Here is a 23,965-nt window from a genome sequence, read left to right on the forward strand (position 1 = left end):
TCGTGGCAAACGAGAGCAATAAGGAACTGACGAGTGTTTGGACGCCCGCCAACATCGTGACGTGCGTTCGCATCGTCTTTATCCCGGTGTTCATGATCGTGTCGGCGCTTTCTCACACGAGTGTTGCCGGTACGGATTGGAGCATCTTCGACGGCCCGCTCGCCGCCGCTGCCTTCATTCTGTATGTGATCCTGTCGTGCACCGATAAGGTCGACGGTTATCTGGCGCGTTCGCGCAACGAGATCACCGACTTCGGTAAATTCTTGGACCCCATCGCCGATAAGCTGCTCGTGTTCTCGGCCCTGCTGCTGTTCTTGGATTTTGGCGCGGTGACCGTGTGGTCCGTGTTCATTATCCTGTTCCGTGAGCTTCTGGTGAGCGCCCTTCGCATGGTCGCGAGTGCGGCTGGTGTGGTCGTTGCGGCCGATAAGCTCGGCAAGTACAAGACGGCGACCACGATGGTCTCCATCTGCGGTTACCTGTGCGTTTTTGCTATGGCCGGCTTGCACCTTGGCCCGGTGGCGCTGACGCTCGGCATCTACTCGGTGTCGCGCTTCCTGTATGCCGTTGCCGTTGTCTTGACCGTTATCTCGGGCGCCCAGTACTTCTGGAACTGCCGCAAGATCGTCTTTTCGGTCTAGGTCCTGGTGGGTATGACGGACTCTTTTGAGCAGATTTCCGCACATAACGAGGAGCTGGCGCGCGATATCGTCGAGCGCGCGAGCGCTCGGGGTGTGACGGTTTCGACGGCTGAGTCGCTGACGGCGGGTATGATCGCCTCGACGATTGCGGATATCCCGGGCGCCTCGGCGGTGCTGCGTGGCGGTGCGGTGACCTACTGCGATGAGATTAAGCATCGCGTGCTGGGTGTTGAGCAGGAGACGCTCGACCGCTACACCGCGGTGTCGCATCAAACTGCGCGCGAGATGGCGTCGAGTTCGCTGGAACTGTACCAGAGCGATATTGCAGTGAGCGCAACGGGTTATGCCGGCCCCGGCGGTGGTACTGAGGACGATCCTGCTGGCACTTTCTATATTGGCTGGGCACATCGTTCCGCCGATGGGGGAGTGCCGGTCGTGGACTCTGTGCGCTGCCACTATGAGGGCGACCGTTCGTGTGTTCGTGCCCATGCGGTCACGGAGGCATTGGGTCGCATTGCCCTTGTGCTCAACTCTATGGAATAGACGTGTTTTAAGGGGCCTCCGGGCCCCTTAATTGTGGAGATAGGGACCTCCGGCGAATTTTATCTTTGTGCAGGTAGTTGTCGTATTTTTCCTCGCCATGATTTTCTTGGTTCGCCTGCGGTCAAGCATTTGGTCAGTGTTTGGTCGGCGTTTGGTTGGGTTTTGGAAAGACCGCCTGCATATGATTGGCCTGAACGGTTGACCACGAACAGCCGTTCGTTTATTATCGATGCAGGTTGTTAAGAGGAGGGCTATTCATGGCCAAGAATTCAGGTCCCGTACGTACCGTTCATGCTCGCACGACGGGTAAAGAGCGCGATGAGATGATCGCCACCACCAAGGCCGAGATCGAGAAGAAATTCGGCCAGGGTTCCATCATGAGGTACGGCGACGGTGGTCCCGAGCTCGAGGTCGAGGCCATTCCCACGGGCGCCCTGGCCCTCGATGCCGCGCTGGGTATCGGCGGCGTGCCGCGCGGCCGTATCGTCGAGATTTACGGTCCTGAGTCCTCCGGTAAGACGACGCTTTCGCTCGAGATCCTGGCCGAGGCCCAGGCAATGGGTGGCGTTGTGGCATTTATCGATGCCGAGCACGCGCTTGATCCCACGTATGCCGCGCGCATCGGCGTGGATATCGACGAGGTGCTCATTTCCCAGCCCGATACGGGCGAGCAGGCGCTTGAGATTGTTGACATGCTCGTGCGTTCCGGCGCCATCGATGCCATCGTCGTCGACTCCGTCGCCGCGCTGACCCCGCGTGCCGAGATCGAGGGAGAAATCGGCGACACTACGGTCGGTCTTCAGGCTCGCCTGATGAGCCAGGCGCTCCGCAAGCTCGCCGGCTCGCTGTCTAAGTCCAACACGACGTGCATCTTCATTAACCAGCTGCGTGAGAAGATCGGCGTCATGTTCGGCAACCCCGAGACCACGACGGGCGGCCGCGCCCTTAAATTCTTCTCTTCGGTGCGTATCGACATTCGCCGTATCGATAGCATTAAGCTTAAGGACGAGGTTATCGGTAACCGCGTGCGCGCTAAGGTCGTTAAGAACAAGGTGGCAGCTCCGTTCCGTTCTGCTGAGTTCGACATTATGTACGGTACGGGCATCTCTAAGGAGGGCTCGATTCTGGACATGGCTGTCGAGTGCGGCATTTGCAAGAAGATGGGCTCCTGGTTTGCCTATGGCGAGGACAAGCTCGGCAACGGTCGCGAGGCCGCCAAGGCGTTCCTGCGCGAACACCCCGATTGCGCCGACGAGATTGAGCATAAGGTCCGTCTTGCCTGCGGGCTTGAGTTTGATGACGATGCTCCGTCCGAGGTAGAGCTGACCGATCAGCCTGCGCCTGAGGAGTTCGATGAGCTCTATGCCATTGACGGCTCCGCCATGCTCGATGATGACGACGAGTAGCGGTTACGCTCATGTCGTATACGGTGACCGAGGCCACGGTCGTCTTTCCCGATAAGAAGGCGGCCTCCTCGTTCTCGAGCGGGTATGCGTCTAAAAAGCCCTGCGCGCATATCGATTGTGAGCTTGAGGACGGTTTTGAGCGGTCCATTTGGATTCCCGTGCGGGTCGCGCGCCTGTATGTCAAAAACCGCCCTGATCTTCCCTGTGATTGGGACAACTTTCGTGAGGCGGTGCAGTTCATCGAGCGTAAATGTGCACTTACCATGGTGACCGAGATGTTATCGCGCCGCGACCATGCGACGGGTGAGGTCCGTGACAAGCTGGCTAGCTACGGCTTTCACCAGCCCTCGATCGATTTCGCCGTCGAGCGCGCCACCGAGTATCGCTTTTTAGACGAGAACCGCTTTTGCTCGTACTTTATCGAGGAACGCAAGCGGCGCGGTTGGGGACAGCGCAAAATCGAGACCGAGCTCAAGCGTCGTCATGTCGTGCTCGATGACATTCCCGGTTATCCCGAGGAATATTTTGCCGTCGAAGACGATTTGGCGCGTGCGTCAGCCCTACTTGCCAAGCGGCGTGTTCCAGAGACTCGCGGATTCGAAAAACTGGTTCGGTTTTTGATGGGCAAGGGCTTCTCGTATCACATTGCCGCCGATGCCGTTAAGGCACGCCTCGATGCCGAATGCGAGGAATGTGCGGTTTAGGCATATGCGTTTTGTGGTCCTGCCGTTCACCGCGTTTTAGCCGCCGTGCTGGGGCTATTTATTTGACAGTTGTTGCGGTTCAACGTACGATAAACACTGTCATTTGCTTTGTGATATGTGCTCATCTGTGATGAGTTTGTTTATATGTTTATCTGTATCCGACCCGCATAAGCTGCGCCCATATTACTCAAATGTCGCGAGCCGTTCGTAAGGACGGTTCGCTTTGTTGTGTAACGAATCCATAAAAAGGAGTGAGCATGCCTATCATCGCTGCGCTCGTTGGCATCGTTTTGGGTGCCATCGCCGCCATTGCCTACATGCGCACCGCCAAGCAGGGTAGTCTTCACGAGGCCGACGAAAAGATCCAGTCGGCACATGCACAGGCTGAGTCCCTGATCGACGATGCAAAGCGTCAGGCCGAGACCCTCAAAAAAGAGGCTCTGCTCGAGGCTAAAGAGGAGATCATCAAGAACAAGCAGGCCGCCGAGGCCGAGGACAAGCAGCGTAAGAGCGAGATTCGTACGCTCGAGAACCGCGTGATGCAGCGCGAGGAATCCCTCGATCGCCGCAACGACGCTCTCGACAAGCGCGAGCATCAGCTGTCCAGCCAGGCCGGTCAGGTCGAGAAGCGCTCCCGTGAGCTCGAGGAGCTCTGCGCAAAGCAGACCTCCGAGCTCGAGCGAATCGCCGACCTTACCCGCGAGGACGCCCACAAGGAGCTCCTCGATAAGGTTCGCGGCGAGGTCACCCACGAGGCCGCCACGATCATTCGCGAGTCCGAGCAGCAGGTTCGCGCCGAGTGCCACAAGACCGCCCAGGAGATTCTGTCCTTGGCGATTCAGCGCTGTGCCGCCGACCACACTGCCGAGGTCACCGTTACCTCCGTGCACATTCCCTCTGATGACCTCAAGGGCCGTATCATCGGTCGCGAGGGTCGCAACATCCGGACCTTCGAGCAGGTTTCCGGCGTCAACCTCGTGATCGACGACACGCCCGAGACCGTCGTTCTTTCGAGCTTCGACCCGGTCCGTCGTGAGACCGCCCGTGTCGCCCTCGAGAACCTAATCGCCGACGGCCGCATTCATCCCGCCCGTATTGAGGAGATGTATCACAAGGCTGCCGACCTGGTTCAGCAGCGCGTGCGCGAGGCTGGCGAGCAGGCTGCCTTCGATACCGGCATTCACGACCTGCACCCCGAGATCGTCAAGACCCTTGGTGCCCTGCGCTACCGTACTTCGTTTGGTCAGAACGTGCTTCAGCACTCCCTCGAGGTCTCTGACCTGTGCGGCGTGATGGCTTCCGAGCTTGGCCTGGACGTTGTGACCGCTAAGCGCGCCGGCCTGCTGCACGACCTGGGCAAGGCAATCGACCACGACGTCGAGGGCCCGCATGCCGTCATCGGCGCCGAGCTTGCCCGTCGTTATGGCGAGAAGCCCGTTATCGTCCACGCTATCGAGGCTCACCATGCCGATGTCGACCCCAACACGGTGCTCGATGTCCTGGTACAGGCCGCCGATGCCGTCTCCGCCTCTCGCCCCGGTGCCCGTCGCGAGTCTGCCGAGAACTACATCAAGCGCCTTGAGAAGCTCGAGGAGATCGCCAACTCCCATGACGGCGTCGAGCGTACCTATGCCATGCAGGCTGGTCGCGAGGTCCACGTCATGGTTCAGCCGGACAAGATCTCCGATGCCCAGTCCACGGTCCTGGCCCACGATATCGCCCATCAGATCGAGGAAGAGATGGAGTATCCCGGTCAGGTGCGCGTCGTCGTGATTCGCGAGAGCCGCGCTGTCGATATCGCTAAATAACATGAGCGACGCGAACGAGCTCATCTCATTTATCGCGTCGATGTCGGGGGAGGGCAACCTTCGCGTCGAGGAGAACCTTGGCGAGGGGTATGTCCGCCTCCGAGTTTCGGAGGCCGAGCGGCGCCAGGCAAAGCACGACATTCAGCATGTCGAGGATATCGTCATCGAAATGCTCCGTAATGCTCGCGATGCCGGCGCCGACAAGGTCTATCTCGCCACAACCAAGGAAGATGGCGTCCGCACGCTTGTCTTTCTGGATAACGGCTCGGGTGTTCCGCAGGATATGCAAGAGCGAATCTTCGATGCTCGCGTTACCTCAAAGCTCGAGAGCATGAAGATGGACCGTTGGGGCGTTCACGGTCGTGGCATGGCATTGTTTTCGATCAAGCAGAACACCGACGAGGCCCGTGTGGTCACGTCCGGCGTCGATCTTGGTTCAGCCTTTAAGGTGAGCGTTGCGGCCGACCGCCTCAGTGAGCGTGCCGATCAGTCCAGCTGGCCCCAGGCCGTCAAGGATGAGGACGGACGTTATGTCTGCGCTCGCGGCCCACATAATATTATTCGCGCTGCTTGTGAGTTTGCGCTCGAGGAGTTGCGTGGTTGCGATGTCTATCTTGGTTCTCCGTCTGAGATTGCCGCGACCCTTTATGCTCAAGCGTCAAGTCGGCTCGATACGTCTCGTCTCCTGTTCATTGATGACGAGAGCGAGCTTCCGGTTGTCGATCGTTTAGGCCTTGCTTCTGATGCCGAGGACTTTATCCGTATTTGTTCGGGTTTGGGTCTTGAGATGTCCGAGCGCACGGCCCATCGCATTTTGGCAGGGCAGATTAAGCCCGTTCGCGGTGTGACCGCGCGTCTGCTGCGCGAGCGTGATTCGTCCTCGCATGCGCCGGCTCCTGTCGATCTCGCGAAGGATCGTCGCGGGCTACGTATTGCCAAGGATGACATGGCACAGTTTTCGCGCGCTGTGGAACGCGACTTTAATGACCTTGCCGCCCGGTACTATCTCAACCTTTGCGGCGACCCAAAGATCCGTGTTTCGCGTGATCGAATCACCGTGACCTTTGATCTTGCCAAAGAGGAATAGTGCCTTTACCGAGTCCACTCGGTACGATACAGTTATTGCAGTTAAAACGTACTTTTAAATGCAGGAGTTTCTTCATGGATTGCCTGAAGGTATCAAGCAAATCATCGCCCGCGTCCGTTGCCGGCGCCATCGCCGGCATGGTCAAGGATGGTGTGCCCGTCAACATCCAGTGTGTCGGCGCCGGTGCCGTCAACCAGGCCATTAAGGCCGTTGCTATCGCGCGCGGTTTTTTGATTCCAACCGGTTTTGATATTTCCTGCGCGCCCGTGTTCTCCGACATCCTCATTAACGGGGAGTCGCGCACGGCCATCCGCCTTTCTATCTACGTTCATCAGATCAATCGAGCTGCTATGGATAACGTCGTCATGGATGATGTTAAGCCTGTGGCATAGCTTCTGCTTGCCTTGTTTCGCTCCCCATCGTTAGGACTTATGCACATGGACCAGCGTTCCGTACGCGATATTCTTGCCGGTAAAACCTACTTTATCCGCACCTTTGGCTGCCAGATGAATCAGCACGACTCCGAGCGTGTGAGCGGTCTGCTTGATTCGTATGGCTGCCTCATGGCGCTCGATCCCGCGCATGCCGATATCGTTGTCTTCATGACGTGCTGCGTGCGCGAGGCCGCCGATACTCGCCTGTACGGTCAGTGCAATTCCTGCAAAAGCCTGCCGCCTTCGCCTTCTGGCAAGCGTGTGGTTGCCGTTGGCGGTTGCATCGCGCAGCGCGATGGCGAGGGCCTGCTCACCAACGTCGATAACGTCAATGTCGTCTTTGGCACGCATTCCATTGCACATGTGGCCGAGCTCATTGCCGAGGCGTTCCTTGATGGTAAGCGTCATATCCGCACCAATGAGCATGAGGATACGGATGCCATGAGCATGCCGTGGCATCGCGAGACCCAGTATCACGCCTGGGTGCCCATCATGACGGGCTGCAATAATTTCTGCACCTATTGCATCGTGCCGTACGTGCGCGGCCGCGAAAAGAGCCGCCCCTTCGAGGAGATTGTCGACGAGGTGACCGGTTTGGTGCGCCAGGGCGTGCGTGAGATTACGCTGCTGGGCCAAAACGTTAACTCATATGGTCGCGATCTGTTTGGCAAGCCGCGTTTTGCCGATCTGCTGCGTGCCGTGGGCGATACGGGCGTGGAGCGCATCTTCTTTACGTCTTCGCATCCCAAGGACCTGTTGCCCGAGACCATCGACGCCATGGCCGAGACGCCTGCCGTTATGCCGCAGCTGCACTTGGCCGTCCAGTCAGGTTCGACGCGGATCCTCAAAGAGATGAATCGCCGTTATACACGCGAGGACTATCTGGGCCTTGTCGATCGCATTCGCAACCGCATGCCCGATATCGCGCTCTCGACCGACATTATCGTTGGCTTCCCGGGTGAGACTGAAGAAGACTTTGAGCAGACGCTCTCACTTGCCGAGACGGTCCGCTATGCTCAGGCCTATACCTTCATCTATTCCAAGCGCGCCGGTACCCCGGCCGCCGAGATTGACGATCCTACGCCGCATGAGGTTATTCTCGAGCGTTTCAACCGCCTGGTTAAGGTTATCGAGACCACGGCACACGAGTATAACCAGGGTGAGCTCCATACTGTGGTGCCGGCTCTCATTGAGGGAACGAGCAAAAAGAATGACGCTGTCCTGCTGGGCAAGAGTCCCAAGAATCAGACCGTGCATGCGCCTATCCCCGAGGGTTACAGCATCGATCAGCTTGTTGGCAAGATCGTTGATATTGACGTTGACGTTGCCAAGACCTGGTATTTGTCCGGTTCCGTTGTGGGCGAGCCGCGCTAATGGTTTCTCCCGGGGCAGGTCTTTCCGCCGTTGCGATCGTCGGTCCGACGGCGGTTGGTAAGAGTGATGTTGCCGACCGTTTGGCAGCTCGTCTTTCGTCCGAAGTGCTGTCGTGCGATGCGATGCAAATCTATTGCGGCATGGACATCGGTACCGCAAAGATGGCGCCCGATGAGTGTACGGCGCCGCTGCGTCTCGTCGACATTGTAGAGCCGGGTGTGGCATATTCTGCTGCGCTTTATCAGGCTGACGCTCGTGTGCATGTTGAGCGTTTGCTTGGCGAGGGCCGCCTACCGGTGTTTTGCGGGGGCACAGGCTTGTATCTCAAGGCCGCCCTGGATGAGATGGATTTTCCCTCGGGCGAGCTTGAGGACGATCGTCGCGTGGGGTATCAGGAACTTGCCGAGCGCATAGGCGAGGAAGCGCTGCACGCGCTGCTTGCCGAGCGCGACCCAGAATCTGCTGCTGTTATTCATCCCCATAATGTGCGCCGTGTGATTCGTGCGCTCGAGATGCATGATGATGGTATCTCCTATGCACAGCAAAAAAGTCAGTTTAGTGTTCCGCGTGAGCATTATCATGCTCTATGGTTTGGTCTGACGCGTAATCGCGAGGTGCTCTACGAGCGCATTAACCTGCGTGTCGATCTGATGCTTGAACAGGGTCTTGTTGATGAGGTTCGCGGTCTGATGGACCAGGGGCTGGGAGATGCCCTGACTTCGATGCAGGCAATTGGCTATAAAGAGATCATCGATGCTTTCAATGGTGTGATGAGCATGGATGAGGCTCGCGAACTCATTAAGATGCGTTCGCGTCGTTATGCCAAGCGTCAGCTTTCGTGGTTTAAGCGCGATGACCGTATCGTGTGGTTTGATATGGATGAATGTACGATCGATGAGGTCGTTGAGGATATCCTGCATCGTATTGAGGCTGCCTAATGGCCCGTTTCCCCCTTGTTCCCACGGCACCCGAGCCCGAGCGTGCCATTTTAGTTGGTGTTGAGTGGCGCGACAATGCATGGCCACACGATCGCTCGCTTGATGAGCTGGAGCGTCTTGCCCACACAGCTGGTGCCCAGTGCGTGGCACGTTTGTCGCAGCGTTTGGTAAAGCCGTATCCTAAATCGTTTATCGGTTCCGGTAAGGTTGAAGAGCTGTGCGGCCTGGTGCATCGCATGGACGCCGATGTCGTTATTTTTGACGACGACCTGACCCCCTCGCAGCAATCCTATTTGGAGAAAGCCGTGGGCGAGCCGGTAAAGATTATCGATCGTACAGCACTGATCCTGGATATCTTTGGCCTGCATGCTCAGACGCGTGAGGGACGCCTGCAGGTACAGCTGGCACAGCTTCAATATTTGTTGCCTCGCCTGCGTGGCATGTGGAGCCATCTCGCCAAGGAGCAGACGCGCGGCGGCATCGGCTCACGTTTTGGTCAGGGCGAAAGTCAGCTCGAGGTCGACCGTCGCCTCATTCGTAATAAGATCGCTGCGCTTCGTCGTGAGCTCAAGCAGGTTGAACAGCGCCGCGATGTTCAATCCAAGAGCCGCATTGAGTCACCGGCGTTTCGCGTCGCGTTAGCCGGTTATACCAATGCCGGTAAATCGACGTTGCTCAATCGTCTGACCGGCTCTACGGTACTTTCGCAGGACAAGCTGTTTGCTACGCTCGATCCGACGACGCGCTCGTATCGCCTGCCCGGCGGTCGCGGCATGACGATTACCGATACCGTCGGCTTTATTCAAAAACTGCCGCATGGTCTGGTCGATGCCTTTAAATCGACGCTTTCCGAGGTGTTGGGTGCCGATCTAATTCTCAAAGTCGTAGATGCGTCTGACGAGGATTATGAGCGGCAGCTGGAGGCTGTCGACCGCGTGCTTGATGAGATCGGCGCCGGAGAGCGTTTAACGCTTACGGTGTTCAATAAAATCGATCTTCTCGATAGCGTCGATCGATTGAGTTTCCGTCGTCGCTATCCGGAGGCCGTTCTATTCTCGGCCCAAACGGGCGAGGGGCTCGACGATCTCGTCGACCGGATTGCTCGCGAGGCAGCTGCCACCGATGTGTTGCTCTCCGCTGATATCCCGTATCGTGAGGGCGCTCTCATCACGCTGGTGCATGAGCAGGGAACCCTTCTGCATGAGGAATATCTCGAGGACGGCGTTCGCATTGTGGCGAAGTTGCCGGCTCGTATTGCACCGCGGCTCGAGCGTTATCGCACCGAGTAGACGAGCTCCAAAATGCCCAGAATGATGGGCTGATGCAGCAGATAAAAGGGGAGAGCGTGACGTCCAAGGCTGGCGAGCGCCGGCAGGGGGTTGGCGTAGGCCCAGCTAGGGACGGTCTTATCGATTCCCTGCGCTATGTGTGCGGCGAAGTATCCTGCAAGATACATAAAGATAAACGGGATGATGGGGTAGTAATCACCTGAGATAAACCCAGGGCTCGGAAATCCCAGCCACGCCAGGTAGGGGACAGGGTAGATCGTTTTGGGGATGCTCCAGGTGATTGCGAACAACATAAGGCATAGGGGCATGCCCCATCTCGCCGTTATCTTCTTAAGGACGGGATCGGTCAACGCCACGATGCCGGTGCATGCGGCCATGCAGTAGATGATGCCAAAATTAACCGAATCGTCGACTGAGACAAGTGTTGTTGCCAACCAGACAACGAGTGCTGCTAAGGCGTATTTGGCGGCACGTTTGATATTGTTGCGCGAAAGGGTGCACATCCAACCGGCGATAAACAAAAATACCCAGCTGATGCTGGCGCGCCAGATGTCTTGAAAGACTGACTGGGTAAACCAGGGCATATCCCAGCCGTACAGGTAGGCGAGATCATAGCAAGCGTGAAAACCTGCCATAGAAATCATCGTAAACCCGCGGACGGTATCAAATATGGTTATGCGTTTTTGCATTACGAGAACCGGCGCATCAAGCCGACGACTTTGCCCAGGATAACGGGATTCGTTGCATAGATAGGTTCCATGGTGTCGTTCTCGGGCTGCAAGCGCACACGCCCCTGCTCCTTGTAGAACGTCTTGACGGTCGCCGAACCATCAATCATGGCCACGACAATTTCGCCGTTCATGGCACTCTTTTGTTCACGGACGATGATGTAATCGCCATTGAAGATGCCGACATTGATCATTGAGCTCCCATGCACCTCAAGGATAAAGGAACCCTGATCAGTGGCGATTTCGGTCGGGATAGTAAACGTGTCTTCGATATTCTGCTCGGCCAGAATGGGAATCCCGGCCGCGACGCGACCAACGAGCGGTAGCGAGACCGTTCCGCGAGGTGCGGTGGGCTCGTCAGATTTAGAAATTGAGACAGAGGAACCGTCCTCGTTAAAGAGTTCCAGGGCACGCGGCTTGGTGGCATCGCGCTTGAGCAGCCCGCGCGCCTCCAGGGCAGAGAGATGGGCGTGCACGGTGCTTGGGGAGGAAAGGCCCACGGCAGAAGCCATCTCGCGCACGCTGGGCGGATAACCCTTCTCCTGCTGATATTCCTTGATGAAGTCGTAAATTTGCTGCTGACGCTTGGTAATTTTGCGAGCCATCAGGGCATCCTCTCTACCCATGTCAAACAAATGTTCGAATTTTGCTTGACAGGAACAACTGTTCGAAGATAATAATAACCGAACATTCGTTCTCGCGCTAGACATTTTTGTCCGCGCGGCTTGATAAAACTGTTCTCAGCAAAACACGCGAGAGGAGAACATGATGAACGCAACGAATATGGTCCAGGGAAACCTCGCCCTTAAGCTCGAGACGCCTGCAGAACCCACTTTTACGGTTGTTCAGGGTGGCCGCTCCGGCATTCAACCTTTGACCGTAAAGCCTGCTCGCAATCAGCAGGCTGTAGTCGCGCCGGCCCGCGTTGCCCTGAAGGTTCCGACGATTGTCGCCGTCGCCGTTGCGCTTACGCTCTTCTTTGTCCTCGCTACTTCGGTCTTTAGCGCTCGTCACGCCGCGTATGCCGAGTCCGTTTCCAACATTACTTACGAGACCATTCGCGTTCAGACTGGCGATTCTCTTTGGTCGCTTGCCGAGGAATATCCAATCGAAGGCCTTTCCACGCAAGAGACTTCCGACATGATCCGTAACGTCAATCATCTGGAGCATGGTTCGCTCGCCGCCGGTGCGCATCTTAAGGTTCCTGCTCGTTCGTAATCATTATCGCGCTGCGCATGGTACCCTTGTTATCGTTTAAGAGGAGGTACCATGCGCTGTCCCAAATGCGGCAAGGCACATACCCGCGTCGTTGATTCCCGTATGCAGGAGTCAAATAACACCATTAAGCGCCGTCGCGAATGTTGCTCGTGTAACTATCGCTTTACAACGTTCGAGCGATGCGAGGACCCTATCGAGGTCATTAAGTCAGACGGAACCAAGCAGCGGTTCGATCGCAATAAGCTGCTCGTCGGCTTGATGCGCGCCACCATCAAGCGCGATATCGACACTAAGAAGCTCAATGAGATTATCGATGACATCGAGGTCGAGCTGCGCTCTCGCACACTGACGGCCGTCACGTCCCATGAGTTGGGTGACATGGTGCTCAAGCGCTTGGCCAAGATTGACAAGGTGGCGTACATCCGCTTTGCCTCGGTCTACCGCGATTTCAAAGACGTCGATGAGTTTCTGCAAGAGCTCGACAAGCTAAGGTGATTCCATGTCCAACATTACCGTCAACATAAAGCGTCTCGATCCCACCGTCGAGCTTCCCAAATACGCCCATCCCACTGATGCCGGCTTGGATTTGCGCTCCAACGAGGACTGCGTCCTGAAGCCCTTCGAACGCCGTCTGGTCTCTACGGGGCTGGCCATCGCCCTGCCCGATGGCTACGCCGGCTTCGTCCAGCCCCGCAGCGGCTTGGCCATCAAGCAGGGCCTGTCTATAGTCAATACGCCGGGCCTCATCGACGCCCACTACCGAGGAGAACTCAAGGTTATCCTCATCAACCTGGATCCCACCAACGACATCCAAATCAACAAAGGCGACCGCATAGCCCAACTCGTCATCCAAGAAGTCCCCACGGTCAAACTCACAGAAGTAGAAGAACTAGACGAAACCGACCGAGGCAACGGAGGCTTCGGATCCAGCGGCGTCGCTTAATCATTTTCAAGATGTAGGGTTGGCCTCTCACCCAGGGCCCACACATATCATCCCGTGCTCAAACATTCTCGCTACGCTGCGAAACTGCGCGCGGGACGATATGTGTGGGCCCTGGGTGAGAGGCCACATACTTGAATATGTATTTCGACTTGCGCGGTGGGCCTCATCAATATAATTACGACTTGCTTGTTGTTCTGACTCTCTATTAGCTGGACTACATCCTTGTAAATCCTAATCGGGAATGTGTTTTAGGTTCTAGTTAGTATGCGGCAAAGGGACGCCGCCTTTGCCGCATCGGCTTACTGCTTTTATATTTTCTGGTATCGCCTTAGCAGGTTCTACTGGAGGGGAATCTGGCGAAGCCGCTAGTGCGTAAACGCAGCTTGCCTGTGGGGGGCCCCTATATATCGTCCCGCGCGCAGTTTCGCAGCGAAGCGAGAATGTTTGAGCACGGGATGATATATAGGGGCCTCCCACAGGTAAGCGGAATTTAAGACGCTACCTGATATGCGCGGGCTTTCCTCCCCAGTAGAAGCGGCAGAAGGCTCGTTTGCGCTTTTGGGGTTTGCCTACGAGCTCCATGGTTGCGATGGCGATATCTTCGGCTGCGTGGGGGCGGCGTAGTACTTCGCCGTTGATGAGTAGGGCTTTGAGTGATTCGGGATGGTCGTGCAGGTGGCGCAACGTCACGATAAGTTCTCGTGCGGTGGTGACATGCATACTGGCGCCCATGCCGGTGAGCATCGTGGTGTTGGCCTTTTCCTGGCCATAGGACTTGCCCAGCAGGATCATCGGCAGATGCGCGCACAGGCACTCGGTGACGGTGAGTCCGCCCGATTTGAGAATTGCCAGGTCGCAGCCGTGCATGAGGGCCGCCATGTCGTTCACGTAGTCCAGAACTGTGACGTTTTCGAGCTTCATGGCATCGAAGAGCGTCTTGAGGCGGGCGGCGTATTCCTTATCCTTGCCCGGCAAAAAGACAAAGTGCATGTCTTCGAAGCTGCGTAGGAAGGGGAGGGTGCGGTCCATCTCCGCGCGAAAGCGAACGTACGGTTGAGGCAAGCTGGCACCGGCCATTACCAGCACGACGGTCTTGTCGGTGGGGAGGTTGAACTTAGCTAGCTCTTCCTCGCGATCGTAATCCGTGTCGAATCCGGCGCGAATGGGAATGCCGGTAATGCGAATCTTTGTTTCGAGCACCTTGCGCGGACGCAGCGTTTCGGCCATAAATTCGTTGGCAACACAGAATAAATCGGTGTCCTTGTGGGGCCACCATCCCTCGACTTCGTAGTCGGTCGGTACGCAGATGACCGGATAATCGATACCCGTAATTACGCGGGCGCCCACGGCAACATTGGCTGCCGTGATGTGCGTTGCAACCACGGCTATGGGCCTGCGGCTACGAATATATTCGTTGAAGGCGGGGAACATAATTCGCGACCATGCCGTTCCGCCACCCCAGAGAAGATGTCCCGTAAGCGTATATCGCCAGGTCAGGTCGTAAATGGGGCGCGTGGCTCCCGTAAAAGAAGCCGCGGTCTTATTGCCGTCGAATTTAATACGTCCAAAATCAAGGATATCGAGCACTTCAATCTCAATATCCTCGGGGATGCCATTGGTGCCGCGGATAAGGTCGAATGCCTGCGCAATCGCATTTGCGGCGGCCTTGTGGCCCGAGCCAACGGAGGCGTGCACGATGGTCACGAGAGGTTTTTGCTGAGCCAGGAGCGTGGTTTGCTCCGATTGGGGAGTGCTGTGCGTGAGCAGGGGAGCGTCGTCACTCGTCTGCGCCTGGTCCATCGATAACTCCCCTTCAGCTTTGTAATACGGATTTATCATTGTAGTGCATGAGTGTCACGTTCACGTAAATTTGGGTATGAGCGCAAAGAACGACAACGTTTCGACGAAAGGACGCTTCATGACTACCGATAAGCCGATCGATGTTGCGATTATCGGTGGCGGCCCCGCGGGCTATGCTGCCGCCATTTATTCTGCGCGTGCCAACCTGACGACGACCGTGATTGAGCAGGGCATGTCGGGAGGGCAGATCGCCACAACCAATGAGGTCGAGAACTATCCGGGTTTCCCGCTCCTGAGTGGCGCCGAACTCGGCGAGCGTTTTCAGCAGCATGCAGAGGGCCTGGGAGCACAGGTTACATGGAGCATGGTTACGGGTATCGATTACGATGCCGATGCAGCGTTGTTTACGGTGCATCACGATATGGGCGATACGCTGGCCTCGAGCGTTATCGCTTGCATGGGTGCCACGCCGCGTCCGGCAGGTTTCGCAGGCGAGGATACGTATCGCGGTCGTGGCGTTTCATATTGCGCAACATGTGACGGCATGTTTTTCCGCGGCAAGCAGGTTTTTGTAATCGGTGGTGGCAATTCGGCATGCGAAGAGGCTCTGTTCCTGTCCGACATTGCCAATAGTGTGACCATCGTGCTGCGCCGCGACCAGTTCCGTGCGCCCGATGGTGTTGTTCAGAAAGTACTCGCAAAGGACAATATTACAGTTAGGTACCAAACTAGTATTGTGGAGCTATCGGGCGAAGCCATGCCAACGACGATTACCTTTAAGGACAATGCATCTGGGGAAACTCATGCCGAGTCATTTGAGCCCGGCTCGTTTGGCATCTTTGTCTTTACGGGGACGCAGCCACATACCGAGCTTGTTGAGCATCTAGTCGACCTGGCTCCCGACGGCGGCATTGTCACCGACGATTCGATGGCCACCTGTACACCTGGTCTATTTGCCGCTGGCGATATCCGTTCCAAACGTTTACGCCAGGTTGTGACCGCTGTTTCGGACGGAGCCATAGCAGCAACGAGCGCATACGCGTTTCTCCGTGGATAAGTACGATAATATATCTTATGTAATGTTGCTATCTTTAAACAAAGTGGTTGGACGATGCATCAATGTGTTGTCCAACCACTTTTACTTGCCGGCTATGTGGTATGCAAAACTAGATAACCTAGAATACAATATAGAAAATGAACGGAGGACCTTTATGAACCACGTTAAACACGTTATTCCGATGTCCGATTCGTCGGTCAGTATTAAGCCCGAGGATATTCAGCCCACTGTGCTGCCCGATGCATTTATTCAGTCCGAAATCGTGTGCAAACTCAATACGTTGAGTCTGTCGCGCTATGACCAGTTGCCCAATGTGACGCTCTATCGCGACCAGGTTATTGAGTATGTTGCGCTGTGGATGGAGCCGCTGTCCATTTGCGTTGAGCAGCCCGTCATTACGCCATCGATGATCAACAACTACGTGAAGGTCGGCCTGGTGCCTGCTCCGGTTAAAAAGCAATATGGCCGCGAGCAGATTGCCCGTCTGATCGCTATCTGCATCTTTAAGCAGGTGCTACCTATTGCTGCGGTGCAGGCACTCTTTAACATTCAGCGATTGAGCTACGATGCCCCGACGGCCTTCAACTATGTGGTTGATCAGCTCGAGGCATCGATTCGTTCGGCGTTTTCCGTCGAGCCGACGCCGGTTCCCGATACGGCGCATCAGGTAACGCGTGAGTCGCTGCTTGTGCGCAGCGCGGTTTCATCCTTTGTTTCGAAGGCTTACTTGATGAGCTATCTCAAGTTCAATGGGTTTAATAGCTAACCGACGTATAAAACGGGCGGGACAAAGAGCCATCTGTCGCTTTGTCCCGCCCGTATTTTTGCTTGGTTGGACTTTATTTGCCCGAAGCTACGCCCATGCCGTAGCCGATGATGAGGCCGTGCATCTCGGCGTAATAGGAATCCAGGCAGTTGCAGGGCATGATGATGGTCTTGGAGCCGGGCCAGCGCTCCACAATTCGGCTGGCAAGTGCTTGGGCGCCTGCCTCATTCTCGACATGGTCGATAACGACCTCGCCGCCGGTAAAGCCTTCGGCCTCCATGGTGTCGACAATCTTGGTGAGCATCTTCTTTTCGCCGCGGGTGTGCCCAACGAGTTCAATTTTGCCCGCTTCGCTCGCCGTGCCCAAAATGCGGATATTGAGCTTGTTAGCAATAACGCCGGCCGCCTTAGGGATACGTCCGGCCTTCGCAAGGTTTTCGTAATTGCACAAACTAAAGAGGATCTTGCTGTTCTGCTCCAAGCTATCGAAGTAAGCGCAGGCGTCCTCAAAGGAGGTATCCGGGTTGCTCGTAAGATAGCGGTCGAACAGCAAGAAGATCAGATCCATTTTGCCACCTGCGGCTCGCGAGTTAACCAAATGAATCTGACGGTTGGGCTCTTCGGCAAGCACCATGTCACGCGCGGTGGCCGCGGCATTGTAGCTTCCCGAGACGCCCTCGGAGATGGGCATGCAAATCGTCTTGTCAGCGAGCTTAAAGAGCTCAGCCCACTCCCCTACGCTTGGGCAGGCGCTCGATGATGCGCCGGCTTCCGATTGAATGGCAACATTAAGCTCGTGAACATCGAGCGAGAGGTCGTCAACGAATTCACGCTCCCCCACTCGGATCTTAAGGGGTGCAAATGCAAAGGTGGTATGAGGTGCGGTCGGTTGCCAATCGCGGAGGTTACAGCTCGAATCGGAGATAAGTGCCCAGCTCATAGAGGGTCCTTTCTATATGCTTCTCAATCATTATAGCTATATTGCTCACCGATGAAGCGTGCATCTAGTATTGAAAACTAGCACATTAGGATCATGTATGGAGCACGGTCATAAATAAATGAACCTCGCAGCTCAAAGGCCACGAGGTTCACCTTCGTTCGCTATACAGAGTGACTTAGTAGCGCACGAAAATGTAGTTGTTGTTCATACCGGCTGCGACGGAACTGATGATGACGCCCGTTTTGTAGTCGGAAGCATGGATCATCTGACCATTACCGATATAGATGCCGGTATGGTAGGAGTTAACCACAACATCGCCGGGTTGCGGATCGGACACACGGGTCCAACCCATGAAGTCGACCGTGGTGCCCAGACGGCAGTAGCGTCCCGTGAGGCAATAGCTTACAAAACCGGAGCAGTCAAAGCTGTTCGGCCCAATGCCACCCCAAGAGTAAGCGTATCCGAGCTTGCTATAGGCACGCGAAACAACGGAACCGCCGTCAACGGACTGGCTCGGTGCGGAAGGCGTCGGAGCCGGAGCCGGAGCCGGAGCGGGCGTCGGGGGCTGCGGAGTGGGAGCGGGCGCGGGCGTGTTTCCGCCGCCGTCGTTGGTCGTACCGCCACCCTTGTTGGTGTTCTCGCTCGTACCGGCGGTGTCGTTGCTCACCGTGGCCTTTTCGGCGGTGCTAGCATTTATGCCAGCCTGCAGCGCGGCGTTGGCCTGGGCCTCGGCAGCAAGCTCGGCCTGCAACTGTGAATCCAGGGAGTTCACGACACTCTGGGCTTCAGCCTGCTGGGCGTTAAGCTCATCGACCTTCTTTTGCGTGGTGGCGACGTTCTTCTCCTGCTCGGCCTGCTTATCGGTGAGCTGCTGCTTAAGCTCCTTGACCTCTTGAATGGTCTGAGCCTGCTTATCGGAAACTTTGCCGTAGTAGAACAGACGGTTGAGCATATCGCTCAGGTCATCGACGCCGGTCAGAACCTGAAGCAGGCTCAGACCGCCGGTTTTGTACTCGCCGGCGACATAGGTCGAGAGCTTGGCCTGACCGTCAGCGATCTCCTGCTGCTTTTGCGTGATCTCGCCAGCAGTCTGATCGAGCGCCTGCGTCTGCGTGGCGAGCTCATCGTAAATCTGCTGGGTTTGGGTACCGATCTGCTCGAGCTTCGTACGAGCAGCGGCAAGGTCGGATGCGGTATCGGCGTAGGCAGGAGCCGCGAGGCCCAAGCCCAAAACACAAGCGAGGGTTGCCGTAGCAGCGCAGCGTGCCATGTTTTTGTGCGTGTTTGCTGTGCGCATGTAGCTTCCTTTCCAGTAACTAAGGGTAACGGCTAGTCCACCGTCACCAGGCTAAAGAGCTCAACATCGTCGTCAGTCGGCGTGAGCTTCTCGCGCGGGTTGAGAAACGCAAGCTCAAGGATACACCCGTAGCCCACAAGCTTTGCGCCCATATCTCGCACCAGTTTACCTGTTGCCTCGACGGTTCCGCCCGTCGCGACCAAGTCGTCCAGAATCAACACGGTATCTTTAGAGGTAATGGCATCGGCATGGATCTCGATAGAGTCGGTGCCGTATTCGAGCTCATAGCTCTGGCTCACCGTCTTGCGGGGTAGCTTGCCCGGTTTACGTGCGGGAACAAAGCCGGCACCAAGGGCCACAGCCACCGGTACGCCAACCATAAAGCCGCGAGCCTCGGGACCCACGACCTTGGTGATTCCCATGCCGGCAAAGTGCTCGGCGAGGGCATCGGTCATGGCTTTGAGCGCCTCGGGATTGCCAAAGAGCGGCGTGATGTCTTTAAAGATGACTCCGGGCTCGGGATAGTCGGGGATGTCGACGATTTGAGATTCGAAGTCGTACATTGCATGACCTTTCAATGGGTTGCCGGATAAGCGGCAGCTGTTATTTGCCCGCGGTGGCGGTGCCGGTTTGCGAAGGGGCGACGACCTTGAGCGGCTTTACGAGAGAATCCTCGTGCGAAGCCGGCGCGACAGTTTCTTCGTTTTTGGCCTTGGTGGACTCGGAGCGAGCGATTTCCTCATCGAGTGCATCGATGTCGGCGTCCTCGACCACGGCGTTGAGCGACTCAAAAACGCGGTTCTTGAGCAGTGCCGTATGCACACCCTCGGTGAGGTCGTGAAGCTTCTTAAACGCACGCTCGAGCTTGGCGTCGCGCTCGTCATCGGAGGTGTCCATGCCGAGCATGCTTACGAGCACTTGCTCAAACATCGAGGATTCGCGGTTGGCGGAAGACACGTACTGACGCAGGTTGCGCGGCTCGATGTGGAAGCGTGACAGCTCGGAGCAGTAGCGGATGATCGGAAAATCGCGACCATCGACGAGCTCACGGTTCTGCGGACTCTTGATGATGCGAATGAGGTCGTTCTCGGCGAGCGAGCGGATAAACGAGATCTCGACGCCCAGCATATCGGGAATGGTCTCGATGGGATGCAGCTTTTGTTTGGTCTCCTTGGGCTCCGTCTTAAGCGGAACATCGGACAGCAAGCCCACCTCGTAGGCGAGCGTTGACAGGTCCGTGGCGTTTTCCAAGCGCTGCTTAATCACGTTGAGCGGCATGTAGCGGGTCTTCTGCAAGTGCAGGATGACCTCCAGGCGATCAACGTCCTCCTTAGAGTACTGACGGTATCCCTTAGGCGTACGATGAGGGGTAATGAGCCCCTCATCTTCTAGAAATCTAATTTTTGAGTTCGAAAGATCGGGGTATGCGCCTCGAAGTAGGTTGACGACTTGGCCGATACTCAGATAGTTGCGTTCGGCCATGCCCTACTCACCGGTTTCGATGCGCTCCGGCGTGCTCTCGTGGTAGATGAGCGTAAACGTACCGATCTGGACGGAAGAACCGTCGTGCAGCGGGGCTGCATTGACGATGGCACCGTCGACCCAGGTGCCATTGAGCGAGCCTAAGTCCTCGATGCGAGCGCCGAGGCCCTCGCGGATAATGCGCGCGTGGCTGCGCGATACGGTCATGTCATTGAGGAAGATGCCGTTCGCAGGATCGCGGCCGATGGTGGTCACGTCGTCCTCGAGCTCAAAGGCGGCACCAGTCTGCGGACCCTTGACGATGGACAGAACGGGGGCGGTGATGCGCACGTTGGCCATGAGGTCGGGAACGGTGACGTCGCTTGAAGGCACGCGGAATACGCAGGTAGCGTCAGCTGTCTTATCATTCTGAGGCATATTGTTAACCATGTTGTCCATGACAACCCCTAACTTATCGCGGACGTGCCGCAAATAATGAACCGTACGTAATCATACCCCAACGAATCAGTCTTCGATTTCAGGGTTCAGAAAGTCGATGTCCTCGTCCTCGGGATGCGCGAGAGCCTGTTTAATGGCCACTCCGCCCTTAATGGAATAGATGACAGCCGTGAGCATGGAGAAGATCACGCCGCCGTACACAAAGAAGATGCCGAGGGGCACCGAGCTTCCGTTGAGGCCCGGGAAGGCCGTAAGGGTTAAAGGTAAAAGATGCAGGCCGTCAATAACGGGGAACCCGAGCAGCATGAGCGAGAAGCCGGTCATGAGCAGTGCAGTGGCAATCTTTCCGGGAAAGACGACATCGATGGGGCGACGGTGATAATGACGCACGATAAGCGTGCCGATGCCCAGATAGATGTCGCGGCCAATAATGAGCACGCAGACCCAGATTGGCAGCTCTCCGCGAACCACCAGCCCAAGTACGCCGGTGAACAGCAGCGCACGGTCGCAAATGGGATCCATGACCTTGCCGAGCCACGAGACCGTCTTGGTCATGCGGGCGATCTGACCGTCCATCCAATCGGTGGAGGCGGCAACGGCGTAGATAACGATGGCGATGACGCGGTTGTTATCCGTCACAAACAGGTACAGAAATACCAGGGTGAGGATCAGGCGCGTAAAGGTGATGAAATTGGAGATCGTAAAGATCTTATTCGACGGGTAATCGGAAGTGCCGATAAGCTCCTTTTTGATCTTCTTTTTGATGCCCACAGGACTCCCCCGCTGGTTAACGACAAAACTTTCGCTACTATACCCGTTCCGGCGATGTCTATCCAGCGTAAGCATAGAGAGTCCAGACATGAGGAAGGCGCTTTTGGGCGGCGGTGGATTTCACATTCGTGTACATCAGCCTCCAAACATGCCGAAAAATGTCGGTTTTGGAGGGTGATGTACACGTTTTGATTCGGTGATTACATCGATCGGGAAAGTTGTTGCCTTAAGCAAATTAATCATGATGTGCGGGTCGAGAAGGGTTGGCGCCAAAAGAACCCAACGGCCGTTATGGCTTCGTTAGAAACGCGCCCCACCATGGATGGTGAACCCGAAAGGTAAGGCGCGCGGGCACGGTGACTCGGCCCGCGCTCCCGGAAGAGAAAGGATAAACCCATGGGTTACATGCTCGAGACGCGTGGGCTCACCAAGCGCTTCGGCCGCGGCGACCAGGCGCAGGACGCCGTGGCCGATGTGAGCCTTCATATCCGCGAGGGCGAGGTGTACGGGCTGCTCGGTCCCAACGGCGCCGGCAAGTCGACAACGCTCAAGATGATCTGCGGGATGCTGCGGCCGACGGCCGGGGAGATCCTCTTTGCCGGGCACGCCTGGCGCCGCGAGGACCTCTACGCAATCGGCAGCCTCATCGAGGAGGCGCCGCTCTACCCCAACCTCACCGCGCGCGAGAACCTGCGCGTGCGCACCACGCTGCTGGGCCTTCCCGAGAGCCGCATAGATGAGGTGCTCGCCGCCGTGGACCTCGCGGACACCGGGAAGAAGCGCGCCGGGCGCTTCTCGATGGGCATGCGGCAGCGCCTGGGGCTCGCACTGGCGCTGATCGCCCGGCCACGCCTGCTCGTGCTCGACGAGCCCACCAACGGCCTCGACCCCATCGGCATCGAGGAGCTGCGCGACCAGATCCGCGGCTTCGCGGCGGCGGGTACGACGGTGATCGTCTCGAGCCACATCCTCTCCGAGGTGCAGCAGATGGCGGACACCATCGGCATCATCTGCGGGGGGCGCCTCGCCTACGAGGATGCGCTTCGTCCCGGGCAGGACCTCGAGGAACTCTTCATGAGCTTCTGCCGGGAAGGGCGACGAGCGCGCGGGGAGGTGGCGGCATGACGGGCGAGAAAGGCGGCCTGCTCGCGGGCCTGCGCGCCGAGGCCCTGAAGTCGCGCCACGCGGCACCGGTTCGCCTGGCCGTGCTCATGGCGCTGCCGATGCCGCTGCTCGGCGCGATGCCCTACCGGGGCGTGCAGATCTTTAGCGCGTGGAACTACTGGTACGCGCTCTTCCTGCCCGTGTCTCTATCGCTTGTGGTGGCGTGCGTCGCGCGGGCGGACGCTCGCACGCGGATGCGGGGGCTTCTGGGCCTGGGCTTCCCGCTCGGGCGAGCCTGGTGGGCCAAGGCGCTCTGGTGCCTCGCTCTTTGCACGCTCTCGAACCTCGTTGTCTTTGGCATCTACCTCGCGGGATCGGCGTTCTCCTCGCAGGGTCTCACGGCCGCGGGCACGCTCACGATGCTCCTCTGCGCGCTCGCCAACACGGTGACCGCGGCGTGGATGATCCCCGCAGGGCTCTTCCTCACGGCGCGGCTCGGCATGCTCGCGGGCATCTTCTGCCCGCTCGCCGCGCAACTCGTAGGTGGGTTCGCCTGGTCGTTGGTGCCGCTGCCGCAGCTCTTTCCGCCGTCGGCGAACATGGTCATCCCCACGAGCTTCATCCCCGTGCTGCCGAGCGGCGAGCCGCTCGCGGCGGACATGGCGCTCGGCGGGGCGCTCGCGGCGGACGGCATGCTCACGCTGGCGGGCCTTGCGGTCTGCGCGCTCGCGTTCGCCGCGCTCACGGCGGCGGGCGCTGCCTGGTTCGCGCGCTCCGAGGAGAGGTGATGGCCATGACACGACTCTCCGACCCGACGCCGCGCATGACTCTCTCGCGGGCCCTGCTCTCCGAGGCCCTGCGCCTGGCGCGCTCCCCGCTCTCGGCGGTGCACCTCGCCTGCGGCCTGGCAGCCGGTCTTGCCTGCGGCGAGTACTTCTCCGTAACCCGATGGGACCCGGCGCTGGGCGCGGACGCCTACGCCCAGTTCCTCGGCGCCCTCATGCCGCTCATGTCCGCCATCGTCTGCGGGCTCGCCGTGGACGAGGAGCGCGCTGCCGGGCGCCTCACCAACCTCACGGCGGTCCCCTCGCGAGGGCGCGCCGTCGCGGCGAAGCTGCTCGCCCTTGCGGCGCTCGGCGCGGGCGCGCTGGCCGTGGCGCTCAGCGTGTTCGGGGGCGCGCTCGCCGTCGCCGGACG

Annotated in this window: 26 protein-coding genes and 1 pseudogene; 18 read left to right on the forward strand and 9 right to left on the reverse strand. The window is 57.6% G+C overall.

Annotated elements, in window-relative coordinates; all coding sequences use genetic code 11:
* Positions 1-92: 92 nt before the first annotated feature.
* The 10 genes from pgsA (at position 93) to hflX (ending at position 10,224) form a co-directional block, all read left to right on the forward strand.
* Positions 93-641 (forward strand): CDP-diacylglycerol--glycerol-3-phosphate 3-phosphatidyltransferase, encoded by a 549-nt coding sequence (pgsA, locus tag DW913_RS05085; RefSeq protein ID WP_229025873.1) that lies wholly within the window; start codon positions 93-95, stop codon positions 639-641.
* 12 nt (positions 642-653) lie between these two features.
* Positions 654-1,184: a CinA family protein gene (locus DW913_RS05090; protein WP_117797787.1), complete on the forward strand. Its 531-nt coding sequence runs from the start codon at positions 654-656 to the stop codon at positions 1,182-1,184.
* Positions 1,185-1,441: 257 nt separating this feature from the next.
* Entirely contained in the window at positions 1,442-2,590 is a 1,149-nt protein-coding gene (recA, locus tag DW913_RS05095; RefSeq protein ID WP_022094695.1) for a recombinase RecA, read from the forward strand.
* A gap of 11 nt (positions 2,591-2,601) precedes the next feature.
* The gene (locus DW913_RS05100) at positions 2,602-3,294 is read left to right on the forward strand and encodes a regulatory protein RecX (RefSeq protein WP_117797788.1); all 693 of its coding nucleotides are present in this window, start codon (positions 2,602-2,604) and stop codon (positions 3,292-3,294) included.
* A 257-nt stretch (positions 3,295-3,551) separates the two neighbouring features.
* Positions 3,552-5,102 (forward strand): ribonuclease Y, encoded by a 1,551-nt coding sequence (rny, locus tag DW913_RS05105; RefSeq protein ID WP_117797789.1) that lies wholly within the window; start codon positions 3,552-3,554, stop codon positions 5,100-5,102.
* 1 nt (position 5,103) lies between these two features.
* Complete coding sequence (locus DW913_RS05110) at positions 5,104-6,189, forward strand: ATP-binding protein (protein ID WP_006235981.1); 1,086 nt, start codon at positions 5,104-5,106, stop codon at positions 6,187-6,189.
* A 74-nt stretch (positions 6,190-6,263) separates the two neighbouring features.
* Positions 6,264-6,581 carry a stage V sporulation protein S gene (locus DW913_RS05115; protein WP_006235982.1) on the forward strand — a complete coding sequence of 106 codons (318 nt, stop codon included), beginning with the start codon at positions 6,264-6,266 and terminating at the stop codon, positions 6,579-6,581.
* 45 nt (positions 6,582-6,626) lie between these two features.
* A complete protein-coding gene (miaB, locus tag DW913_RS05120) occupies positions 6,627-7,997 on the forward strand; it encodes a tRNA (N6-isopentenyl adenosine(37)-C2)-methylthiotransferase MiaB (protein ID WP_117797790.1) in 1,371 nt (456 codons plus the stop codon).
* Complete coding sequence (gene miaA / locus DW913_RS05125) at positions 7,997-8,935, forward strand: tRNA (adenosine(37)-N6)-dimethylallyltransferase MiaA (RefSeq protein WP_117797791.1); 939 nt, start codon at positions 7,997-7,999, stop codon at positions 8,933-8,935. The genes miaB and miaA overlap by 1 nt, the downstream gene beginning before the upstream one ends.
* Positions 8,935-10,224 (forward strand): GTPase HflX, encoded by a 1,290-nt coding sequence (gene hflX, locus DW913_RS05130; protein WP_117797792.1) that lies wholly within the window; start codon positions 8,935-8,937, stop codon positions 10,222-10,224. Before miaA ends, hflX begins: the two co-directional genes overlap by 1 nt.
* Here hflX and DW913_RS05135 read toward each other — a convergent pair.
* Positions 10,209-10,913 carry a heparan-alpha-glucosaminide N-acetyltransferase gene (locus DW913_RS05135; RefSeq protein WP_117654788.1) on the reverse strand — a complete coding sequence of 235 codons (705 nt, stop codon included), beginning with the start codon at positions 10,911-10,913 and terminating at the stop codon, positions 10,209-10,211. The genes hflX and DW913_RS05135 overlap by 16 nt on opposite strands.
* Complete coding sequence (gene lexA / locus DW913_RS05140; RefSeq protein ID WP_040359862.1) at positions 10,913-11,557, reverse strand: transcriptional repressor LexA; 645 nt, start codon at positions 11,555-11,557, stop codon at positions 10,913-10,915. Before lexA ends, DW913_RS05135 begins: the two co-directional genes overlap by 1 nt.
* 163 nt (positions 11,558-11,720) lie before the next feature.
* Between lexA and DW913_RS05145 the strand changes: the two genes are divergently transcribed.
* From DW913_RS05145 to dut, 3 genes are read left to right on the forward strand one after another with little or no spacing between them, the layout of a single operon-like run.
* Positions 11,721-12,170: a LysM peptidoglycan-binding domain-containing protein gene (locus DW913_RS05145; protein WP_158549288.1), complete on the forward strand. Its 450-nt coding sequence runs from the start codon at positions 11,721-11,723 to the stop codon at positions 12,168-12,170.
* Positions 12,171-12,221: 51 nt separating this feature from the next.
* The gene (gene nrdR / locus DW913_RS05150; RefSeq protein WP_022093781.1) at positions 12,222-12,665 is read left to right on the forward strand and encodes a transcriptional regulator NrdR; all 444 of its coding nucleotides are present in this window, start codon (positions 12,222-12,224) and stop codon (positions 12,663-12,665) included.
* A gap of 4 nt (positions 12,666-12,669) precedes the next feature.
* Positions 12,670-13,113 (forward strand): dUTP diphosphatase, encoded by a 444-nt coding sequence (gene dut / locus DW913_RS05155; RefSeq protein WP_117797793.1) that lies wholly within the window; start codon positions 12,670-12,672, stop codon positions 13,111-13,113.
* Between the two features lie 498 nt (positions 13,114-13,611).
* Here the strand turns inward: dut and DW913_RS05160 are convergent, their stop codons facing one another.
* Positions 13,612-14,913, reverse strand: coding sequence for a glycosyltransferase (locus DW913_RS05160; RefSeq protein ID WP_117786027.1), 1,302 nt, complete (start codon positions 14,911-14,913; stop codon positions 13,612-13,614).
* A 118-nt stretch (positions 14,914-15,031) separates the two neighbouring features.
* Here DW913_RS05160 and DW913_RS05165 point away from each other — a divergent pair, with 118 nt between their 5' ends.
* Together DW913_RS05165 and DW913_RS05170 are read left to right on the forward strand one after the other, a co-directional pair.
* On the forward strand, positions 15,032-15,970 hold the full coding sequence (locus DW913_RS05165) for an NAD(P)/FAD-dependent oxidoreductase (protein WP_117797794.1): 939 nt from the start codon (positions 15,032-15,034) through the stop codon (positions 15,968-15,970).
* A 154-nt stretch (positions 15,971-16,124) separates the two neighbouring features.
* On the forward strand, positions 16,125-16,736 hold the full coding sequence (locus tag DW913_RS05170; RefSeq protein ID WP_199580768.1) for a DUF1836 domain-containing protein: 612 nt from the start codon (positions 16,125-16,127) through the stop codon (positions 16,734-16,736).
* A 73-nt stretch (positions 16,737-16,809) separates the two neighbouring features.
* On the opposite strand, the gene DW913_RS05175 is transcribed toward DW913_RS05170, so the two are convergent.
* The 6 genes from DW913_RS05175 to DW913_RS05200 form a co-directional block, all read right to left on the reverse strand.
* Positions 16,810-17,676 (reverse strand): DegV family protein, encoded by an 867-nt coding sequence (locus DW913_RS05175; protein ID WP_117797795.1) that lies wholly within the window; start codon positions 17,674-17,676, stop codon positions 16,810-16,812.
* A 175-nt stretch (positions 17,677-17,851) separates the two neighbouring features.
* The gene (locus DW913_RS05180; RefSeq protein WP_117757799.1) at positions 17,852-18,973 is read right to left on the reverse strand and encodes an NlpC/P60 family protein; all 1,122 of its coding nucleotides are present in this window, start codon (positions 18,971-18,973) and stop codon (positions 17,852-17,854) included.
* Between the two features lie 32 nt (positions 18,974-19,005).
* The gene (locus DW913_RS05185; protein ID WP_117757798.1) at positions 19,006-19,536 is read right to left on the reverse strand and encodes an adenine phosphoribosyltransferase; all 531 of its coding nucleotides are present in this window, start codon (positions 19,534-19,536) and stop codon (positions 19,006-19,008) included.
* 40 nt (positions 19,537-19,576) lie between these two features.
* On the reverse strand, positions 19,577-20,455 hold the full coding sequence (locus DW913_RS05190) for a MerR family transcriptional regulator (RefSeq protein WP_117635229.1): 879 nt from the start codon (positions 20,453-20,455) through the stop codon (positions 19,577-19,579).
* 3 nt (positions 20,456-20,458) lie between these two features.
* Positions 20,459-20,893 carry an FHA domain-containing protein gene (locus DW913_RS05195; protein WP_006236002.1) on the reverse strand — a complete coding sequence of 145 codons (435 nt, stop codon included), beginning with the start codon at positions 20,891-20,893 and terminating at the stop codon, positions 20,459-20,461.
* A gap of 66 nt (positions 20,894-20,959) precedes the next feature.
* The gene (locus DW913_RS05200; RefSeq protein WP_117797796.1) at positions 20,960-21,664 is read right to left on the reverse strand and encodes a CDP-alcohol phosphatidyltransferase family protein; all 705 of its coding nucleotides are present in this window, start codon (positions 21,662-21,664) and stop codon (positions 20,960-20,962) included.
* 396 nt (positions 21,665-22,060) lie between these two features.
* On the opposite strand from DW913_RS05200, the gene DW913_RS05205 reads away from it, so the two are divergent.
* The 3 genes and pseudogenes from DW913_RS05205 to DW913_RS05215 all read left to right on the forward strand — a co-directional run.
* Complete coding sequence (locus tag DW913_RS05205; protein WP_055250122.1) at positions 22,061-22,789, forward strand: lantibiotic protection ABC transporter ATP-binding protein; 729 nt, start codon at positions 22,061-22,063, stop codon at positions 22,787-22,789.
* Positions 22,786-23,556 (forward strand): hypothetical protein, encoded by a 771-nt coding sequence (locus DW913_RS05210; RefSeq protein ID WP_117797797.1) that lies wholly within the window; start codon positions 22,786-22,788, stop codon positions 23,554-23,556. The genes DW913_RS05205 and DW913_RS05210 overlap by 4 nt, the downstream gene beginning before the upstream one ends.
* Positions 23,556-23,965: pseudogene (locus DW913_RS05215) on the forward strand (lantibiotic ABC transporter permease); the annotation flags it as partial. The gene DW913_RS05210 and the pseudogene DW913_RS05215, both read left to right, overlap by 1 nt.

Origin of the sequence: Collinsella sp. AM42-18AC, assembly GCF_003467965.1 — a bacterium.
Classification (GTDB): domain Bacteria; phylum Actinomycetota; class Coriobacteriia; order Coriobacteriales; family Coriobacteriaceae; genus Collinsella.

Bases quoted from the DNA above. Each gene is read 5' to 3' on its own strand.
- DW913_RS05165 (WP_117797794.1), top strand. From the start codon at position 15,032: ATGACTACCGATAAGCCGATCGATGTTGCGATTATCGGTGGCGGCCCC.
- DW913_RS05185 (WP_117757798.1), bottom strand. From the start codon at position 19,536: ATGTACGACTTCGAATCTCAAATCGTCGACATCCCCGACTATCCCGAG.
- DW913_RS05160 (WP_117786027.1), bottom strand. From the start codon at position 14,913: ATGGACCAGGCGCAGACGAGTGACGACGCTCCCCTGCTCACGCACAGC.
- miaA (WP_117797791.1), top strand. From the start codon at position 7,997: ATGGTTTCTCCCGGGGCAGGTCTTTCCGCCGTTGCGATCGTCGGTCCG.
- rny (WP_117797789.1), top strand. From the start codon at position 3,552: ATGCCTATCATCGCTGCGCTCGTTGGCATCGTTTTGGGTGCCATCGCC.
- DW913_RS05205 (WP_055250122.1), top strand. From the start codon at position 22,061: ATGGGTTACATGCTCGAGACGCGTGGGCTCACCAAGCGCTTCGGCCGC.
- miaB (WP_117797790.1), top strand. From the start codon at position 6,627: ATGGACCAGCGTTCCGTACGCGATATTCTTGCCGGTAAAACCTACTTT.
- lexA (WP_040359862.1), bottom strand. From the start codon at position 11,557: ATGGCTCGCAAAATTACCAAGCGTCAGCAGCAAATTTACGACTTCATC.
- nrdR (WP_022093781.1), top strand. From the start codon at position 12,222: ATGCGCTGTCCCAAATGCGGCAAGGCACATACCCGCGTCGTTGATTCC.
- DW913_RS05190 (WP_117635229.1), bottom strand. From the start codon at position 20,455: ATGGCCGAACGCAACTATCTGAGTATCGGCCAAGTCGTCAACCTACTT.
- DW913_RS05210 (WP_117797797.1), top strand. From the start codon at position 22,786: ATGACGGGCGAGAAAGGCGGCCTGCTCGCGGGCCTGCGCGCCGAGGCC.
- DW913_RS05100 (WP_117797788.1), top strand. From the start codon at position 2,602: ATGTCGTATACGGTGACCGAGGCCACGGTCGTCTTTCCCGATAAGAAG.
- DW913_RS05135 (WP_117654788.1), bottom strand. From the start codon at position 10,913: ATGCAAAAACGCATAACCATATTTGATACCGTCCGCGGGTTTACGATG.
- DW913_RS05090 (WP_117797787.1), top strand. From the start codon at position 654: ATGACGGACTCTTTTGAGCAGATTTCCGCACATAACGAGGAGCTGGCG.
- DW913_RS05175 (WP_117797795.1), bottom strand. From the start codon at position 17,676: ATGAGCTGGGCACTTATCTCCGATTCGAGCTGTAACCTCCGCGATTGG.
- recA (WP_022094695.1), top strand. From the start codon at position 1,442: ATGGCCAAGAATTCAGGTCCCGTACGTACCGTTCATGCTCGCACGACG.
- dut (WP_117797793.1), top strand. From the start codon at position 12,670: ATGTCCAACATTACCGTCAACATAAAGCGTCTCGATCCCACCGTCGAG.
- DW913_RS05170 (WP_199580768.1), top strand. From the start codon at position 16,125: ATGAACCACGTTAAACACGTTATTCCGATGTCCGATTCGTCGGTCAGT.
- DW913_RS05145 (WP_158549288.1), top strand. From the start codon at position 11,721: ATGAACGCAACGAATATGGTCCAGGGAAACCTCGCCCTTAAGCTCGAG.
- pgsA (WP_229025873.1), top strand. From the start codon at position 93: ATGATCGTGTCGGCGCTTTCTCACACGAGTGTTGCCGGTACGGATTGG.
- hflX (WP_117797792.1), top strand. From the start codon at position 8,935: ATGGCCCGTTTCCCCCTTGTTCCCACGGCACCCGAGCCCGAGCGTGCC.
- DW913_RS05195 (WP_006236002.1), bottom strand. From the start codon at position 20,893: ATGGACAACATGGTTAACAATATGCCTCAGAATGATAAGACAGCTGAC.
- DW913_RS05115 (WP_006235982.1), top strand. From the start codon at position 6,264: ATGGATTGCCTGAAGGTATCAAGCAAATCATCGCCCGCGTCCGTTGCC.
- DW913_RS05180 (WP_117757799.1), bottom strand. From the start codon at position 18,973: ATGCGCACAGCAAACACGCACAAAAACATGGCACGCTGCGCTGCTACG.
- DW913_RS05110 (WP_006235981.1), top strand. From the start codon at position 5,104: ATGAGCGACGCGAACGAGCTCATCTCATTTATCGCGTCGATGTCGGGG.